The sequence below is a fragment of the Pseudomonas sp. SC3(2021) genome (genome assembly GCF_019856535.1).
Taxonomy (GTDB): Bacteria; Pseudomonadota; Gammaproteobacteria; order Pseudomonadales; family Pseudomonadaceae; genus Aquipseudomonas; species Aquipseudomonas monsensis.
Genome location: NZ_CP082236.1, coordinates 240,148 through 256,252, shown reverse-complemented (window position 1 = coordinate 256,252; position 16,105 = coordinate 240,148). Strand labels below are relative to the sequence as shown.

Below are 16,105 nucleotides of genomic sequence, written 5' to 3'. Positions count from 1 at the left end.
TCTACCGAGCGCAATAGCTTGCCGCAGCGGCCTCCAGCCACTGCGGCAGATCCTTGCGCTTGATATTTTGCGCCTGCGCGTCCGCCAACCGTTCAAGCATGAAGGCGCGTTTACCTTCATCCTCGCCCGCCAGCGACAGTGCCAGGTCGCGATCCATCCAGCGTTTGATGCGCACGTAAAGCCACCAATGGAAGTACAGTCCCGCAACGGTGGTGACGAAAATGATGAAGTAATCCATGAAAATCCTTGGTGTCGGTGGCGCAGAATCGGTAATTTGGCGCTACTGTTGGAAAACCTTGCAGGCGTCTGTACCGCGCCTGAATGAAAGCCAATTTATCCGGGCTGTGCCGTGACAGGCGTCAAGCAGCGGAGTTTAATGAATATATGTTCCTTTGGAGTTGATGCTATGCGTAAGTCTGTTCTGCTGGTTGCTTCCTTTTCCACGATGGCGATGTTGCTTACCGGCTGCCAATCGAGCCTGACCGGTGACTCCTACTCCCGTGACGAAGCGCGTCGTGTACAGACGATTCGCATGGGGACCATCGAATCCTTGCGTCCGGTGAAAATCGAAGGCACCAAGACCCCGATCGGCGGCGCTGCAGGCGCAGTGGTCGGCGGTGTCGGCGGCAGCGCGATCGGCGGCGGTAAAGGCAGCATCGTGGCTGCGGTCATCGGTGCGGTGGCGGGTGGTCTGATCGGTTCGGCCACTGAAGAAGGTCTGACCCGTACCCAGGGCGTGGAAATCACCGTGCGTGAAGACGACGGCAGCATGCGTGCCTATGTGCAGCAGGTTCAGGAGAATGAAGTGTTCCGTGTTGGCGAGCGCGTGCGCATCTCCACCGTTGGCGGAACCAGCCGCGTTTCGCACTAAGCGGAATGTAGGGTAAAGAAAACCCCGATCAGGTGACTGGTCGGGGTTTTGTTTTTTGCTTTCAATTCGGTAGTTCAGTAATCAGCACAGGTGCCCACAAAGAACTCCCAGCCTTTCGGGAAACTTAGGCTTCGAAGAGTTCACAGCGCGGCTACTCAGATCTGAGTGGATAGATAAAGGTCAAGATCTCGAGGAAGAGTGATCGCGCATGATTTTTCAATTTCAATAATCTGTTGCTCTGTCAGCCTATAGTCATGCTGGAATTCTTCCTCATTCTCCCAGCCCATAACTATCTTCAGATCTGATGTAGCGATGGAAAGGGGTTGCTGAAAGAGGGGGAAATCTTCTCCTCTCTTTACTCCCATGACCTGATGTTTCATGGTTCTATCCTTCTGGTGGGATCTGCCGGTTTCGTTTGCTCGCCTGTTTCGTGGTTAAACTCCCCCAAATGTTTTCCACGTTTTGTATATTTTTCAATCGCTCCATGTCGAAAATCCCATTCATAAATTACGCCGTCTCTGTCTTTCCAGCGTGGGCGTAATCCCCCGCCACCTTTTATTGGCGTTTTTGGCGTAGCCCATCGGGCATCGGGATAAGCCGGCAAGTTTTCAGGCTTTTGATAGTAGTTTCCATGCGAAATGCTCGCTACAACATAGACCGGCCTGATTCCCGAGTTCACCGGAAAAACCAGAATAAAATCCCTGTACTCCGGCGGATAAACCGGATTAACCAGAATCCCGTCCGCCGCTTTCGTCGGCGGATAAACCCAGATGTGCGGTGCCTGCGGTGCAGCCTCCAGCGCGGGAATACCGAGGATGTCCGAGCCATCCACAGCAGGCGTCCAGATCAGCTCTACGCCTTCACCCAAGTCAGTAATGAACTGGCTGCCACGCAACTTGAACTGCACGACATCAACCATTTCCCAATCGCGATTCTTGCCGGTGTAGAAGCCGTAGCCCTTCAGGCTGCCGTCGGCCTGCTGTTCGACTCTCAACCGAACACGCGTTCGCGCCTGTTCAAGTCCACGCAGTTGCTCGTCGGTATAGAGCGCGCTGTCACCAAGGTTCGAGGGTATGAACAGCGCCACCAGGGTCACCAATGGCGTGATCACTGCGGTGGATATAACTGTGGGCAGTGCTTTGAAAGCTGAACCCGTCAACGCAAAACTGCCGAAGCCTGCCGGGATGGCCGTTGCGCCGATTTTCTTGAGAGGAACTGCGCCGTTTTCATCAGCCTCGCGAGCGCCCAGCAGGATCAGATCGCCGTAATCCTTCAGGCTGTCGGTCGGCACCATCCCCGAAGGACTCGAGTAATCGATAATCGCATCCGGCAATTTGCAGGACTTGGCAAATACGCAACCGGCACGCACGGGCTCGGCTTTTTTGGCCGCAACGTCACGGCTGCGCTCGAAAGCCTCCTGCCGCGCCAGCATGGCGTCGTAAGCGTTTTGTCTGGCGTCGCGCTCGGCCAGTTCAGTGGCCGTCATGTAGCGGTAGGTGACGTGATGCCCGTCGCCTTGCGGTGGGTTGGAAACCCGGGGAATGTCCTTGTTGCCAGCCACTGATCGTCCTTTCGTTCATCCGTCGACAGCCCTTCGCAAAGGGCTGCGCAACGTTAACGAAGCAGGAAAATCGTGGCTGTAGGACGCGTCTCTAAAGACGTGGCGATTGTTCGCTACGGCGATCCATGGCGTATCAGGAAGGCAGCGCGGTGTTCTTTTTGCTCGCCGCCGCCGTCACCGCATAACCGATCAACGCCGCCAGAATCGAACCGGTCAGAATGCCCATTCGGTCCATTCCGGCGTAATCGCTTACGCCCGGTTCAAAGGCCAGCGAGCCGACGAACAGGCTCATGGTGAAGCCGATGCCGCACAGGATCGCCACGCCCAGCACCTGGCCCCAATTCGCGCCTTGGGGCAGGGCAGCGATGCCGGCTTTCACGGCCAGCCAGGTCAGGCCGAACACACCGACAGTCTTGCCCAACAACAGGCCAATCGCGATGCCCATTGGCACATGGTGGGTAAAGCTTTCGACGGTGACGCCGCTCAGCGACAGGCCGGCGTTGGCGAAGGCGAACAGCGGCAGGATGCCGTAGGCCACCCACGGATGCAGCGCATGTTCGAGGGTCAACAGCGGCGAGGGCTCGGCGTTTTTCGTGCGCAGGGGGATGCAGAACGCCAGTGTCACACCGGCGAGCGTCGCATGGACGCCGCTTTTGAGTACACAGACCCACAGGATCAAACCGATGATCATGTACGGTCCGAGTTTGACCACACCCAGCCGATTCATCGCCACCAGCGCCGCGATGCACGCCGCCGCCAGGCCCAGCGACAGGGTCGAGAGTTCGCCGGAGTAGAAGATCGCAATGATCACGATGGCGCCTAGGTCATCAATGATTGCCAGGGTCATCAGAAACAGTTTCAGCGACACGGGCACCCGCTTGCCCAGCAGGGCCAGCACGCCGAGGGCGAAGGCAATATCGGTCGCGGTCGGGATCGCCCAGCCGCTCAGCGCGGGCGGGTTGTCGCGGTTGAGAAACCAGTAGATCAGCGCCGGTATCAGCATGCCGCCGATGGCTGCCGCGCCGGGCAGGACGATCTGCGAAGGCTTGGACAACTGGCCGTCGAGCACCTCGCGCTTCACTTCCAGGCCAATCAGCAGGAAGAACATCGCCATCAAGCCGTCGTTGATCCACAGCAGCAGCGGTTTAGCGATTTTCAACGCTCCGATCTGCGCCACCACCGGGGTGTCGAGCAGGCCGGTGTACAGCCACGACAGTGGCGAGTTGTTGATAATCAGAGCCAGGATGGCCGCAGCGATCAATAACAGACCGCTGGCAGCTTCCAACTGAAAGAAACGCGTGAAAGTGCTACGCAGAGGCAAGGTCGCTCTCCATCGAAAGGTCAAAAGGTGGAACACCCTAACCCGTACTGTTAGTTGTTAAAACAAAAGTTATATTCTTTTTTGTTATATGGCGTTACAACGCAGCTTTCCCGAGGCCACGCTGAGCCTAGCAGTTGCCTGACATATTGAGACTCAGCTGTATCTGTGCGCGTTTCGGGTTTTTTCCTAAGCTGATGGACAAGCCTTCAAAAGGAGGTCGATTTTCTGCCCGATTCAACGAGAACCCTCACCATGAGCGACAACCGACAGTGGGCCCGCGAAGCCATCCGCATCATCGAGGCGGACTTCCAGCGTAGCGCCGACACCCACCTGATCCCCTTGCCACTGCCGGGTTTTGCGGGCATCGAGCTGTATTTCAAGGATGAATCCAGCCATCCGACCGGCAGCCTCAAGCATCGCCTGGCCCGGTCGCTGTTTCTCTACGCGTTGTGTAACGGTTGGCTCAAACCCGGCGCGCCGGTGATCGAGGCGTCCAGCGGTTCGACGGCGATTTCCGAGGCGTATTTCGCGCGGATGCTCGGTTTGCCGTTCATTGCGGTGATGCCGGCGACCACCTCCAAGGAGAAGATCGCGCAAATTGCCTTCTACGGTGGCCAGAGCCATCTGGTGAAGGATCCGACGCAGATCTACGCCGAGTCCGAACGTCTGGCGTGCGAGCATGGCGGCCACTTCATCGATCAATTCACTTATGCCGAGCGCGCCACGGACTGGCGGGCGAACAACAACATCGCCGAATCGATCTTCCAGCAGATGCGCTACGAGAAACACCCGGAACCGAGCTGGCTGATTTCCAGCCCCGGCACCGGCGGCACCACTGCGACCCTCGGCCGCTATGTGCGCTATCGCCAGCACTGCACTCGCGTGTTGTGCGCCGACGCCGAGCGTTCGGTGTTCTTTGATTACTACCAGACTGGCGACGCCAGCCTGCGTCTGGATTGCGGCTCACGGATTGAAGGAATTGGCCGGCCTCGGGTGGAAGCGTCGTTTCTGCCCAAGGTGATCGATGCGATGGTCAAGGTGCCGGACGCCTTGTCGCTGGCGGCCATGCATTATCTGGCGCAGCGTCTGGGGCGGCATGTCGGCGGGTCGAGCGGCACCAATCTGATTGGCGCATTGATGGCGGCGCAGCAGATGAAAGCGGCAGGGGAGTCGGGGTCGATCGTGGCGATTTTGTGCGATGGCGGTGAGCGTTACGCTGACACCTATTACGACCAGGACTGGCTCAAGGCGCAGGGGTATGAGTTGAGTGGGTTGATCGAAGCGGTGGCGGCGAGTGCCGAGCGGGGTGAGCCGCTGCCTGACTCAGTCCTGCGCGCAAACATCTGATCAAGAGCAGAGACCAATGTGGGAGCGAGCCTGCTCGCGAAGGCGTCATCTCATTCAACATCATCGTTGTCTGAAATACCGCTTTCGCGAGCAAGCTCGCTCCCACAGGGTTTTGTGTTGGGTCAGCTAATGCTGATCAGGCTTCGAGGCCGAGAATGTCGCGTGCTACAGCCTCGGCAATCCGAATCCCGTCCACGCCTGCCGACAGAATCCCGCCGGCATAACCCGCGCCTTCGCCGGCCGGGAACAGGCCCTTGACGTTCATGCTCTGCAACGACTGGTTACGCGTGATGCGCAGCGGCGACGAGGTACGGGTTTCGATCCCGGTCAACACGGCGTCGTGCAACGAATAACCGCGAATCTGTTTCTCGAACGCCGGCAGGGCTTCGCGGATCGCTTCGATGGCGAATTCCGGCAAGGCCAACGCCAGATCACCCAGCGCTACGCCGGGTTTGTACGACGGCTCGACTTCGCCCAGTTCGGTCGAAGGCGTGCCGTTGATGAAGTCGCCGACCAATTGCGCCGGGGCCTTGTAATCGCTGCCGCCGAGGATGAACGCATGGGATTCCAGGCGCTCCTGCAACTCGATCCCCGCCAGCGGGCCGCCCGGATAATCGACTTCCGGGGTGATGCCGACGACGATCCCGGAGTTGGCGTTACGCTCGTTACGCGAATACTGGCTCATGCCGTTGGTGACCACCCGGTTTGGCTCGGAAGTCGCCGCGACCACGGTGCCGCCCGGGCACATGCAGAAGCTGTAGACCGAACGGCCGTTTTTGGCGTGATGCACCAGTTTGTAGTCGGCGGCTCCGAGTTTCGGATGGCCGGCGTACTTGCCCAGTCGTGCGCGGTCGATCAGCGATTGCGGGTGTTCGATGCGGAAACCCACCGAGAACGGCTTGGCTTCCATGAACACGCCACGGCTGTGCAACATGCGGAAGGTGTCACGGGCGCTGTGGCCCAGTGCCAGAATCACATGTCTGGAGTGCAGGGTTTCGCCGCTCGCCAATTGCACGCCGACCAGTTGGCCGTCTTCGATCAGCACGTCGCTGACGCGCTCCTGGAAGCGCACTTCGCCGCCCAGCGCGCGGATCTCTTCACGCATGGTCTCGACCATGCCAGTCAGGCGGAACGTACCGATGTGCGGCTTGCTGACGTAGAGGATTTCTTCCGGCGCGCCGGCCTTGACGAACTCGTGCAGGACTTTACGGCCAAGGAACTTCGGGTCCTTGATCTGGCTGTACAGCTTGCCGTCGGAGAACGTGCCCGCACCGCCTTCGCCGAATTGCACGTTGGACTCGGGGTTGAGCACGCTTTTGCGCCACAGGCCCCAGGTGTCCTTGGTGCGCTGGCGCACTTCGGTGCCGCGTTCGAGGATGATCGGCTTGAAGCCCATCTGTGCCAGCAGCAGGCCGGCGAAGATCCCGCACGGGCCGAAACCGACGACGATCGGGCGCTGGCTCAGGTCGCTCGGCGCCTGGCCGACGAATTTGTAGCTGACATCCGGCGCCACGTTGACGTTTCGGTCGTCGGCGAACTTGCCCAACACCTTGGCCTCATCGCGTACGTTGAGGTCGATGGTGTAGATGAAGCACAGTTCGGAGGACTTTTTGCGCGCATCGTAGCTGCGCTTGAACAAGGTGAAATCGAGCAAATCATCGCTGGCGATGCCCAGGCGTTGCACGATGGCGGCGCGCAGGTCTTCTTCGGGATGGTCGATTGGCAGCTTGAGTTCAGTGATTCGTAACATGGCGGGGATCCGGGTTCGCGGGGCGCACAACTGCGCCAAGGCGTTTGAAGGCCGCGATTATAAGCCGCAAAGGCCGGATCCGGTGAGGCTAAAACGCTCAGTCGTTGCGCGATCCGCCGAAATACCCGCAGCCGCGCTCGACCTGGCCGTCGATGCGCAACTCGGCGCTCATGTGCTGGACGCTGCCGGTGCTGCTGTCGACGCAACGTTGTGGTGCGACCCACAACTCGATGCGCTGGTTGTTGGCTTCGCTGCTGAGGTTGAAGCGGCCGTCGCCCAGTTGCTCTTCAACATAAGGCACGGCCAGCGGCGGCTGTCCGGCGCGGTCGATGACCATGCCTTTGCCGCTGACCTTGACGTTCCATTCCGGGCCATGGCCGGCGGCGCGCAGGATCAGCAGTTTGAAATTCGGGTCGTCACACGCCGTGCCGGAACGTTCGACGCGGTACAACTGGGTCAGGTCGAGACGGTCGCCGGCGATCTTGCCGCGTACATCGGCGAATAACTTGCCCTGTTGATCGGCAAGCGTGGCGGCCTCTTGCAGCACGCTGGTGCCGCCGATGTCGTTGACCGCGTACTGACGCTGTTCGCCACACGGCTGGAACACCAGTTTGCCGTCGGCCGCCGTCAATTGCCCTTGCATCCGGGATTGCCCGACGTGGGAAGCTCTCTGACGCGGGCCATCCAGCAATTGGCAGCCGGCAAACAACGGCAGCAGGGCAATAACGATCAACGAACGGGCAACACGCATCTTCGGCTCTCCAGACAAGTGCCGCCACGTTACTGAGGCTGGCTGCCGATCACAAGGTTTGTCTGGCCACTATTGAGTTGGGCACAGGGGCAGCACATAGTCTTGGGCCGGTTGGGTTCGATGGATCAAGGAGATCGCCATGCAATGGAAACATGCACTGTTGCTGTTGGCAGTCGCAGGCTGTGGGGCCAGCCAGGCTGCCGATATTGATTTTTCCTCCGCGGCAGATTTCACCCGGATGGAGATACTGCTCAAGGATGACCCAAGCGCCCAACCGGATCACGTCCGGCTTTCCGTGACCCTGTCTCCCGAGGCGACCATCAGGGCTCGAAGGATCAGTCGAGAGGCGCTGGGCCAGCCATTGAACCTGTCTATCAACGGCCAGCACATCTCAACGGCGACGGTGCATTCGGAGCTGGGTGCGCAACTGATGATCGTGATGTCGCGCCCTGTGGCCAAAAAACTGCTGCCGACTTTGATCGAGAAGTGAAAATCAACCCACGTGAAAGGTCTGACCGGTCTGCAGGCCTTCGACACTTTTTGCGTAGGCCAACGCCACGTCCGCCGCCGGAACCGGCTTGTAGCCACGGAAGTACGGGGCGTAGCTGCCCATCGCCTCAAGCAGTACGGTCGGGCTGACCGAGTTCACCCGCAGACCGCGAGGCAGTTCGATGGCGGCCGCTTTCACAAAACTGTCCAGTGCACCGTTGACCAGCGCCGCTGACGCACCGCTGCGAATCGGATCATGGCTGAGTACGCCGGTGGTGAAGGTGAACGACGCACCGTCATTGGCGAACTCGCGGCCGATCAGCAGCAGGTTGACCTGGCCCATCAGTTTGTCCTTGAGGCCGAGGGCGAAACTGTCTTCGTTCATCTCTCCCAGCGGGGCGAATGTCACGTTGCCGGCGGCGCAGACCAGGGCGTCGAATTTGCCGGTTTTTTCGAACAGCTGGCGGATCGACGCACTGTCACTGATATCGACTTGCAGATCAGCGCTGGTGCGACCGATGCGAATGACTTCGTGGCGTTGCGACAGTTCTTTGTCCACGGCTGAACCGATGGTGCCGCTGGCGCCGATCAACAGGATTTTCATTGTGCTGTGCCTCAAGTGATTGAACGAGGTTTCAGTCTAGAGTGGTTTTTTCTACGGATAAGCGCGCTAATGGGCAACCTTTGGTTTTCAAATGGAAACAATCCATGAGTGAAATGGATGATCTGGCGGCGTTCGCGGTGTTGATCGAGGCCGGCAGTTTTACCTTGGCGGCGCAGCAATTGGGTTGCAGCAAGGGGCAACTGTCCAAACGCATCAGCCAACTGGAAGCGCGATTTTCCGTGGTGCTGCTGCAGCGCACCACGCGCCGGCTGAGCCTGACTGCCGCGGGCGCAGCGTTATTGCCGCAGGCCCAGGCGCTTGTGGTTCAGGTCGAACGAGCGCGTCAGGCCCTGGCGCGGCTGAAAGACGACATGGCCGGTCCGGTGCGGATGACAGTGCCGGTGTCGCTGGGGGAAACCTTCTTCGATGGCTTGCTGCTGGAGTTTTCCCAGCAGTACCCCGAGGTGCAGATCGAGTTGGAGCTGAACAACAGCTACCGTGATCTGTCGCGCGACGGCTTCGATCTGGCGATCCGCAGTGAAGTGGCCAACGACGAGCGACTGGTGGCGAAACCCTTGTTGGCCTGGCAGGAGATGACCTGCGCGAGCCCTGCCTATCTCGAGCGGTTCGGCGAACCGCTGACGCCCCAGGCGCTGGCCGATCATCGTTGCCTGCTCAATAGCCATTACAGCGGTCGCGAAGAATGGTTGTATCACCAGCAACACGAATTGCAGCGGGTGCGGGTGTCGGGACCGTTCACCAGCAACCATTACAACCTGCTCAAGAAAGCCGCACTCAGCGGGGCCGGCATCGCCCGGTTACCTTCGTACCTGTTGCAGGCGGAATTGGCTGACGGGCGATTGCGCTGGCTCCTGCGCGATTTTCAGACTCGACGCATGCCGATGTACCTGGTGCACCCTTATCAGGGCGGTCTGCCGAAACGCACGCAAGTGCTGGCGGACTATCTGATGGGCTGGTTCAAGCGCAGTGGCGAGGCGCTGGATCGCCTGCCGAAATAGCTCTGCAATTCATTTCCAGTGGGATTCTGCTCAGCGCGAAAAGTGGCGGGCGATCAGATGATCAATCGACAGCTTGCCCGGCCCGGTCGTCATCAGGTACAGCAACACGGCCGCCCAGGTGCCGTGGGTCGGATAGGCATCTGGATACACGAACAGTTGAATGGTCAGGGTCATGCCCAACAGCGCCAGCGCCGAAAACCGCGTAGCGAAGCCGACCAGGATCAGCACCGGGAAGAAGTGTTCGGCAAACGCGGCCAGGTGCGCGGCAACATCCGGCGACAGTAACGGTACGTGATATTCACTTTTGAACAGCGCAATGGTCGAGTCCGCCAGGCGTGGCCAGCCGAATTGAAACGTGCCGTCGATCAGGTCAATGGCCAACCCTTCGACCTTGGTCTGCCCGGACTTCCAGAACACCGCCGCAATCGAGAAACGCGCAATGAAGGCGATCAGGCTGTGGGGGATTTTCTCCAGCAGGGCGATGGCGCGGGTGATGAGGTTGTTCATGGCGATTCCTTGTTTTTCAGGTGGACGATGGCGTTGCTGGCAATCAACAGCGCGAGGGTGTGGCTGAGGTCGAACGGCGGGCTGTTTTGTGCGGACAGCAACAGCGGTTGGTCATTGAGCAGGTGACGCAGAAACACACTGGCGCCGGGTTCGACGGCAAACACCTCGACGTCGAGGCCGTTGCGCAGCACCAAGGCGTGCTGCCCGTGCCGGGTGTCGATGCCGGTCAGCGTCGCATCACCCTGATGCGCAGCCCAGATCGCAACCACGGCGTAGTGCGAGTCCAGCAAGTGCAGCGACGGATGAAGCTTGAAGCGCAGGTCGCTCAGCGCAGTCGGATCGGCGAGTGCCGCGGTGATCTGCTCCGGGCGCACCGGCAGTGCATCGGCGGCGTGGTAGGCGCGGGTGCGCAGGCGTTCGAGCCGTGCGACGTCGGCCAGATACGGCACGCTCGCTGCCGGCTCGAATGCGTCGAGGAAGGCTGGCAGCGCTTCGCCGTAGCGACTCATCAACGGGGTTTCTGGCGGGTGTTGTTGTACGAAAACAGCGGCCATGGCGCGGAAAAAATCCTCGCCGACCAATTGCTGCACCACCGGATAGCTGTCCGCCAACGCGTTGATCAGCGAACTCTGCACATTGTTGCGATACACCGAAAACCGACTGGCCGGATCGGCCCCGTTGGCACTGCACAGCCCATCGGGGCAGGGCAATTGCGGGTCGAGTAGCGCGGCAGCAAAAGCCGCTTGATGACTCATGACCGGACTCCCGCACCGAGCAGTATTTCGTCGGCCTGCCGTGCCTCGGCCAGCAGCACATTGAAGGCCGGGACCTGATTGTCACGTTCGATCAGCGTCGCTACCGGGCCGATACGCTCCAGCGCTTGTCGGTACAAGGTCCAAACGGCTTGATCAACCGGCGCTCCGTGATCGTCGATCAGCAAGCGGTCACCGAGGCTGTCGCAATCTTCGGCGAACCCGGCCAGATGAATTTCACCGACGGCGTGCAGTGGCAGCGCGTTGAGGTAGGCCTGCGGATCGCGTTGATGGTTGATGCAAGAGACGTAGACGTTGTTGACGTCGAGCAGCAAGCCACAGCCGCTGCGACGGATGACTTCACTGATGAAGTCGGCTTCGTCGAGGGTCGAGTGTTGGAAGGCCAGATAGGTCGCCGGATTTTCCAGCAGCATCGGGCGTTTGAGGGTGTTCTGCACCTGGTCGATATGCGCGCAGACGCGGTTCAGCGTCGGCGTATCGTAGGCCAGTGGCAGCAGGTCATTGAGGAACACCGGGCCGTGGCTCGACCAGGCCAGGTGTTCGGAAAAGGATTGGGGTTGATAACGCTCGATCAGCCCGGCCAGACGCTTGAGGTGCTCTGTGTCCAGTGGCCCTTCGGCACCGATGGACAGGCCGACGCCGTGCAGCGACAGCGGATACTGTTCGCGGATCAAACCGAGAAAATGATGAAACGGACCGCCGTCCACCATGTAGTTTTCGGCGTGGACTTCGAAGAAGCCGAGGTCCGGTAGTGAGCCGAGCACTTCACGAAAGTGCCCGGTCTTGAGCCCCAGCCCGGCACGGGGCGGGAGCCCGGGGAGGGCTGCCTGAGTGCGGGGTGGGACAGGTTCGTCGAGGGTGAACATGATCGTCACTCAGGCAGGCCGCAGGTCAGGACTTGGCTTTGAACGCTTCCATCTGACCGAAGCCGGTCGGCGAGGTCTTGCTTTCGGTGGTGGCGCAGGTGCCTTTCGGAACCAGTTTCCAGGCGTTGGCCTGGTAGTCCATTTTCGACGTGCCGGCACAGGTGGTGCCTGCACCAGCGGCGCAATCGTTTTTGCCTTTCAAGGCCACGCCGAAGCATTTTTCCATGTCAGCGTCAGCGGCGTGGACGGTAGATACGGCGGCGATGCTGAGGGCGGAACCGAGGGCCAGAACCAGGGCGGTGGCGGACAGGGTGCGGGTGGTAGCAGTCATGATGTTTCTCCAGATTTGAACTTGGGTTTTGCAAGCAAAATTGCGCTTGCTTGTCCCTCTAGAGAAACGAGGTGGCGTTGCGTTACAGCTCACTCACAATCTTTTTGAAAAAACGCAAAACTCCTACAAGGGATTTTTGGAGGATCTGAAGATCGAGCAGGCACAAAAAAACGGCCCGAAGGCCGTTTTTTTGTTGGGCGAAACACATCAACCGCCGAGATACGCCTCGCGTACTTTCGGGTCGGTCAGCAGCGCTTCACCGGTGCCTTGCATCACCACCCGGCCGTTCTCCAGAACATAGGCACGGTCGGCGATTTTCAGCGCCTGGTTGGCGTTCTGCTCGACCAGGAACACCGTCACACCGTCCTTGCGCAGCTGTTCGATGATGTCGAAGATCTGCTGGATGATGATCGGCGCCAGGCCCAGCGAGGGCTCGTCGAGCAGCAGCAGTTTCGGCTTGCTCATCAGCGCCCGGCCGATGGCGAGCATCTGCTGTTCGCCGCCGGACATGGTGCCGCCGCGCTGGTTGAAGCGTTCTTTCAGGCGTGGGAACAGACCGAGGACCTTGTCCATTTGCTCCTGATAGTCGCCCTTGTCGGTGAAGAAGCCGCCCATGGACAGGTTTTCTTCAACGGTCAGACGGGCGAACACCCGACGACCTTCCGGCACCACGGCGATGCTCTTGCGCATGATCTGCGACGAATCCTGGCCGACCAGTTCCTCACCCATGTAGCGGATGCTGCCGCTGTGCGCCTGCGGTGAACCGCAGAGCGTCATCAGCAGCGTGGACTTGCCGGCCCCGTTGGCGCCGATCAGGGTCACGATCTCGCCCTGGCGGACTTCGACGTTGACGCTGTGCAGGGCCTGGATCTTGCCGTAGAAGGTGGAAACGTTTTCGAACTGCAGCATTTACGCTTCCCCCAGGTAGGCTTTGATCACTTCAGGATTATCGCGGATCTGTTCCGGCGTACCGTCGGCCAGAGGCGTGCCCTGGTTGATCACGACGATGTGGTCGGAAATGCTCATGACCAGTTTCATGTCGTGTTCGATCAGCAGCACGGTGACGTTGTGCTCTTCCCGCAACACGCTGATCAGCGCCTTGAGATCTTCGGTTTCCTTCGGGTTCAGACCGGCCGCCGGTTCGTCGAGCATGAGGATCCGCGGACGGGTCATCATGCAGCGGGCGATTTCCAGACGCCGTTGCTGACCGTAGGCCAGGGTTCCGGCGGTACGGTTGGCGAACTCTTTGAGGTTGACCTTTTCCAGCCAGTACTCGGCAAACTCCATCGCCTCGCGCTCGCTCTTGCGAAACGCCGGGGTCTTGAACAGGCCGGACAGGAAGTTGGTGTTCAAGTGACGGTGCTGGGCGATCAACAGGTTCTCGACCGCGGTCATTTCCTTGAACAAACGCACGTTCTGGAAAGTGCGCACCACGCCTTTGAGGGCGATCTTGTGGCCCGGCAAGCCCTGAATCGGCTCGCCGTCCAAAAGGATGCTGCCGCCGGTAGGCTGATAGAAACCGGTCAGGCAGTTGAACACGGTGGTCTTGCCCGCGCCGTTCGGCCCGATCAAGGCAACCACCTGTTTTTCCTTGACGGTCAGGGCCACGCCATTGACCGCCAGCAAGCCGCCGAAGCGCATGCTCAGGTTTTCGACTTTAAGAATCTCGCGGCTCATTTTCGCAACTCCATGTGTGGGCGTTGCATCGGCAGCAGACCTTGTGGACGCCAGATCATCATCAACACCATCAGGGCACCGAACATCAACATGCGGTACTCGCTGAACTCACGCATCATTTCCGGCAACAGGATCATCACCACGGCCGCGAGAATCACGCCCAGTTGCGAGCCCATGCCACCCAGCACGACGATGGCGAGGATGATCGCCGACTCGATGAAGGTGAACGATTCCGGGGTTACCAGACCCTGACGGGCGGCGAAGAAGCTGCCGGCGAAACCGGCGAAGCTCGCACCGAGGGTGAAGGCCGACAGCTTGATCACGGTCGGATTCAGACCCAGTGCACGGCAAGCGATTTCATCTTCACGCAGCGCTTCCCACGCACGGCCGATCGGCATGCGCAGCAGACGGTTGATGATGAACAGCGCCGCCAGCGCCAGCAACAACGCAACCAGGTAGAGGAAAATCACCTTGTTGATCGAGTTGTATTCGAGGCCGAAGTACTCGTGGAACGTCTGCAGACCTTCCGCCGCCTTACGTTCGAAGGTCAGGCCGAAGAACGTCGGTTTCTCGATATTGCTGATGCCGTTCGGGCCACCCGTGATATCGGTCAGGTTACGCAGGAACAGACGGATGATCTCGCCGAAACCGAGGGTCACGATCGCCAGATAGTCACCGCGCAGACGCAACACCGGGAAGCCCAGCAGGAAGCCGAACGTCGCCGCCATCAGGCCGGCAATCGGCAGGCAGATCCAGAAGCTCAGGCCGTAGTAGTGCGACAGCAGCGCGTAGCTGTAGGCGCCGACGGCGTAGAAGCCGACGTAACCGAGGTCGAGCAGACCGGCCAGCCCCACGACGATGTTCAGACCGAGGCCGAGCATCACGTAGATCAGGATCAGCGTGGCGATGTCCACCGCGCCACGCGAACCGAAGAACGGCCACACCAGCGCACCGATGATCAGCGCAATGATGAAGTAGCGTTGGGTGGTCGGCAGGGTCAGGAAGTTACTCGCCTTGGCCGGGATCAGCGGCAAGCCTGGCGAGGATTTCCACGCCTTGCTGATCTGCTGGTTGAACAGCACCCGCAGGAACATCAGCACCGAGCAGATGGCGATGGTCGCCAGAATCATCGGGCTGGTGTTATGCACTTCGAGGTTGATGCCGACGATGGTCAGTTTCAGACCGAGTACCGGGTAGGCCACGGCCCACACCAGCAAGGCACTGAACAGTGCCTGTTTAAGATTCCTAGTCATACTTTCTCAACCTCCGGACGGCCCAGAATGCCGGTCGGACGGAACAACAGCACCAGAACCAACAAGCCGAAAGCCACGACGTCCTTGTACTGGTCGCCGAAGATATCGGCACCAAAGGCTTCCGCCACCCCAAGCACCAACCCGCCGAGCATGGCGCCGGGGATGCTGCCGATGCCGCCGAGTACTGCCGCGGTGAAGGCTTTGAGGCCGACGAGGAAACCGGCGTTCGGGTTGATCACACCGTATTGCATGCTCAGCAGCACAGCCGCGATGGCCGCCAGCGCAGCACCAATGACGAAGGTCAGGGCGATGATGTTGTTGGTGTTGATGCCCAGCAGGTTGGCCATCTTGATGTCTTCGGCGCAGGCGCGGCAGGCGCGACCCAGGCGAGAACGGGAGATGAACAGCGTCAGGCCGAGCATGGCGACCAGGGTCACCACGAACACCACGATTTGCATGTAGGAAATCAGCACTTCATGTGCGCCACCTGGCCCGATGGAGAAGTTGCCGGGGATCAGGTTGGGGATGGATTTGTCCTTGGAGTCTTGCGCCAGCAGCACCGTGTTCTGCAGGAAGATCGACATACCGATGGCGGAGATCAGCGGGATCAGACGGTTGCTGCCGCGCAGGGGGCGGTAGGCGATCCGTTCGATGCTGTAACCGTAGGAACTTGTCACGACGATGCTCGCGATGAAAGCTGCGGTCATCAACAGCGGGACGTTGTCGATTCCCATCATGGCCAGCCCGGCGATGGCGATGAACGCCACGTAGGAGCCGATCATGTACACCTCGCCGTGGGCGAAGTTGATCATTCCAATGATGCCGTAAACCATCGTATAGCCGATGGCAATCAGGGCATACGTGCTGCCAATGGTCAGACCATTAACCAGCTGCTGGAAGAAGTGATAGAGGTCAGGCATTACAACGCTCCTAAAAACCTGATACGCATTTCACTGGTGGAGTCATTTTCCCGCCCGGCCCCGTG

General features: G+C 59.8%; 19 protein-coding genes. 4 read left to right on the top strand and 15 right to left on the bottom strand.

Annotation, left to right across the window (positions count from 1 at the left end; all coding sequences use genetic code 11):
- Window position 1 precedes the first annotated feature (1 nt).
- Window positions 2-238, bottom strand: a complete 237-nt coding sequence (locus K5Y35_RS01215; protein ID WP_222833529.1) for a hypothetical protein — start codon at window positions 236-238, stop codon at window positions 2-4.
- Window positions 239-406: 168 nt separating this feature from the next.
- On the opposite strand from K5Y35_RS01215, the gene K5Y35_RS01210 reads away from it, so the two are divergent.
- Complete coding sequence (locus K5Y35_RS01210) at window positions 407-871, top strand: glycine zipper 2TM domain-containing protein (protein ID WP_007969461.1); 465 nt, start codon at window positions 407-409, stop codon at window positions 869-871.
- A 155-nt stretch (window positions 872-1,026) separates the two neighbouring features.
- Here the strand turns inward: K5Y35_RS01210 and K5Y35_RS01205 are convergent, their stop codons facing one another.
- The 3 genes from K5Y35_RS01205 to nhaA all read right to left on the bottom strand — a co-directional run bounded on the left by K5Y35_RS01205 (window position 1,027) and on the right by nhaA (window position 3,753).
- Window positions 1,027-1,251, bottom strand: a complete 225-nt coding sequence (locus K5Y35_RS01205; RefSeq protein WP_128615358.1) for a hypothetical protein — start codon at window positions 1,249-1,251, stop codon at window positions 1,027-1,029.
- Window positions 1,248-2,432 (bottom strand): colicin E3/pyocin S6 family cytotoxin, encoded by a 1,185-nt coding sequence (locus K5Y35_RS01200; RefSeq protein ID WP_222833528.1) that lies wholly within the window; start codon window positions 2,430-2,432, stop codon window positions 1,248-1,250. The genes K5Y35_RS01205 and K5Y35_RS01200 overlap by 4 nt, the downstream gene beginning before the upstream one ends.
- 133 nt (window positions 2,433-2,565) lie before the next feature.
- Window positions 2,566-3,753 (bottom strand): Na+/H+ antiporter NhaA, encoded by a 1,188-nt coding sequence (nhaA, locus tag K5Y35_RS01195; RefSeq protein WP_123465274.1) that lies wholly within the window; start codon window positions 3,751-3,753, stop codon window positions 2,566-2,568.
- Between the two features lie 252 nt (window positions 3,754-4,005).
- Here nhaA and K5Y35_RS01190 point away from each other — a divergent pair, with 252 nt between their 5' ends.
- Window positions 4,006-5,100, top strand: coding sequence for a PLP-dependent cysteine synthase family protein (locus K5Y35_RS01190; protein WP_222833527.1), 1,095 nt, complete (start codon window positions 4,006-4,008; stop codon window positions 5,098-5,100).
- Between the two features lie 136 nt (window positions 5,101-5,236).
- Here K5Y35_RS01190 and K5Y35_RS01185 read toward each other — a convergent pair whose 3' ends face one another.
- Together K5Y35_RS01185 and K5Y35_RS01180 are read right to left on the bottom strand one after the other, a co-directional pair.
- A complete protein-coding gene (locus K5Y35_RS01185; protein ID WP_222833526.1) occupies window positions 5,237-6,850 on the bottom strand; it encodes an NAD(P)/FAD-dependent oxidoreductase in 1,614 nt (537 codons plus the stop codon).
- A 97-nt stretch (window positions 6,851-6,947) separates the two neighbouring features.
- The gene (locus K5Y35_RS01180) at window positions 6,948-7,601 is read right to left on the bottom strand and encodes a COG3650 family protein (protein WP_222833525.1); all 654 of its coding nucleotides are present in this window, start codon (window positions 7,599-7,601) and stop codon (window positions 6,948-6,950) included.
- 139 nt (window positions 7,602-7,740) lie between these two features.
- Here K5Y35_RS01180 and K5Y35_RS01175 point away from each other — a divergent pair, with 139 nt between their 5' ends.
- Window positions 7,741-8,091, top strand: a complete 351-nt coding sequence (locus K5Y35_RS01175; protein WP_222833524.1) for a hypothetical protein — start codon at window positions 7,741-7,743, stop codon at window positions 8,089-8,091.
- Between the two features lie 3 nt (window positions 8,092-8,094).
- On the opposite strand, the gene K5Y35_RS01170 is transcribed toward K5Y35_RS01175, so the two are convergent.
- Window positions 8,095-8,694 carry a short chain dehydrogenase gene (locus K5Y35_RS01170; protein WP_123465284.1) on the bottom strand — a complete coding sequence of 200 codons (600 nt, stop codon included), beginning with the start codon at window positions 8,692-8,694 and terminating at the stop codon, window positions 8,095-8,097.
- Between the two features lie 104 nt (window positions 8,695-8,798).
- Here K5Y35_RS01170 and K5Y35_RS01165 point away from each other — a divergent pair, with 104 nt between their 5' ends.
- Window positions 8,799-9,713: a LysR family transcriptional regulator gene (locus K5Y35_RS01165; RefSeq protein WP_222833523.1), complete on the top strand. Its 915-nt coding sequence runs from the start codon at window positions 8,799-8,801 to the stop codon at window positions 9,711-9,713.
- A gap of 30 nt (window positions 9,714-9,743) precedes the next feature.
- Here K5Y35_RS01165 and K5Y35_RS01160 read toward each other — a convergent pair whose 3' ends face one another.
- The 8 genes from K5Y35_RS01160 to livH form a co-directional block, all read right to left on the bottom strand.
- Entirely contained in the window at window positions 9,744-10,220 is a 477-nt protein-coding gene (locus K5Y35_RS01160) for a DoxX family protein (protein WP_123465288.1), read from the bottom strand.
- Window positions 10,217-10,975: a DUF2063 domain-containing protein gene (locus tag K5Y35_RS01155; protein WP_222833522.1), complete on the bottom strand. Its 759-nt coding sequence runs from the start codon at window positions 10,973-10,975 to the stop codon at window positions 10,217-10,219. The genes K5Y35_RS01160 and K5Y35_RS01155 overlap by 4 nt, the downstream gene beginning before the upstream one ends.
- Window positions 10,972-11,859, bottom strand: a complete 888-nt coding sequence (locus K5Y35_RS01150) for a DUF692 domain-containing protein (RefSeq protein ID WP_222833521.1) — start codon at window positions 11,857-11,859, stop codon at window positions 10,972-10,974. The genes K5Y35_RS01155 and K5Y35_RS01150 overlap by 4 nt, the downstream gene beginning before the upstream one ends.
- A 25-nt stretch (window positions 11,860-11,884) precedes the next feature.
- A complete protein-coding gene (locus K5Y35_RS01145) occupies window positions 11,885-12,190 on the bottom strand; it encodes a DUF2282 domain-containing protein (protein WP_123465294.1) in 306 nt (101 codons plus the stop codon).
- Window positions 12,191-12,397: 207 nt separating this feature from the next.
- Complete coding sequence (locus K5Y35_RS01140; protein ID WP_003222380.1) at window positions 12,398-13,099, bottom strand: ABC transporter ATP-binding protein; 702 nt, start codon at window positions 13,097-13,099, stop codon at window positions 12,398-12,400.
- A complete protein-coding gene (livG, locus tag K5Y35_RS01135; protein WP_123465296.1) occupies window positions 13,100-13,867 on the bottom strand; it encodes a high-affinity branched-chain amino acid ABC transporter ATP-binding protein LivG in 768 nt (255 codons plus the stop codon).
- The gene (locus K5Y35_RS01130; protein WP_123465298.1) at window positions 13,864-15,120 is read right to left on the bottom strand and encodes a high-affinity branched-chain amino acid ABC transporter permease LivM; all 1,257 of its coding nucleotides are present in this window, start codon (window positions 15,118-15,120) and stop codon (window positions 13,864-13,866) included. Before K5Y35_RS01130 ends, livG begins: the two co-directional genes overlap by 4 nt.
- Window positions 15,117-16,040 carry a high-affinity branched-chain amino acid ABC transporter permease LivH gene (gene livH / locus K5Y35_RS01125; protein WP_123465300.1) on the bottom strand — a complete coding sequence of 308 codons (924 nt, stop codon included), beginning with the start codon at window positions 16,038-16,040 and terminating at the stop codon, window positions 15,117-15,119. Before livH ends, K5Y35_RS01130 begins: the two co-directional genes overlap by 4 nt.
- Window positions 16,041-16,105 lie beyond the last annotated feature (65 nt).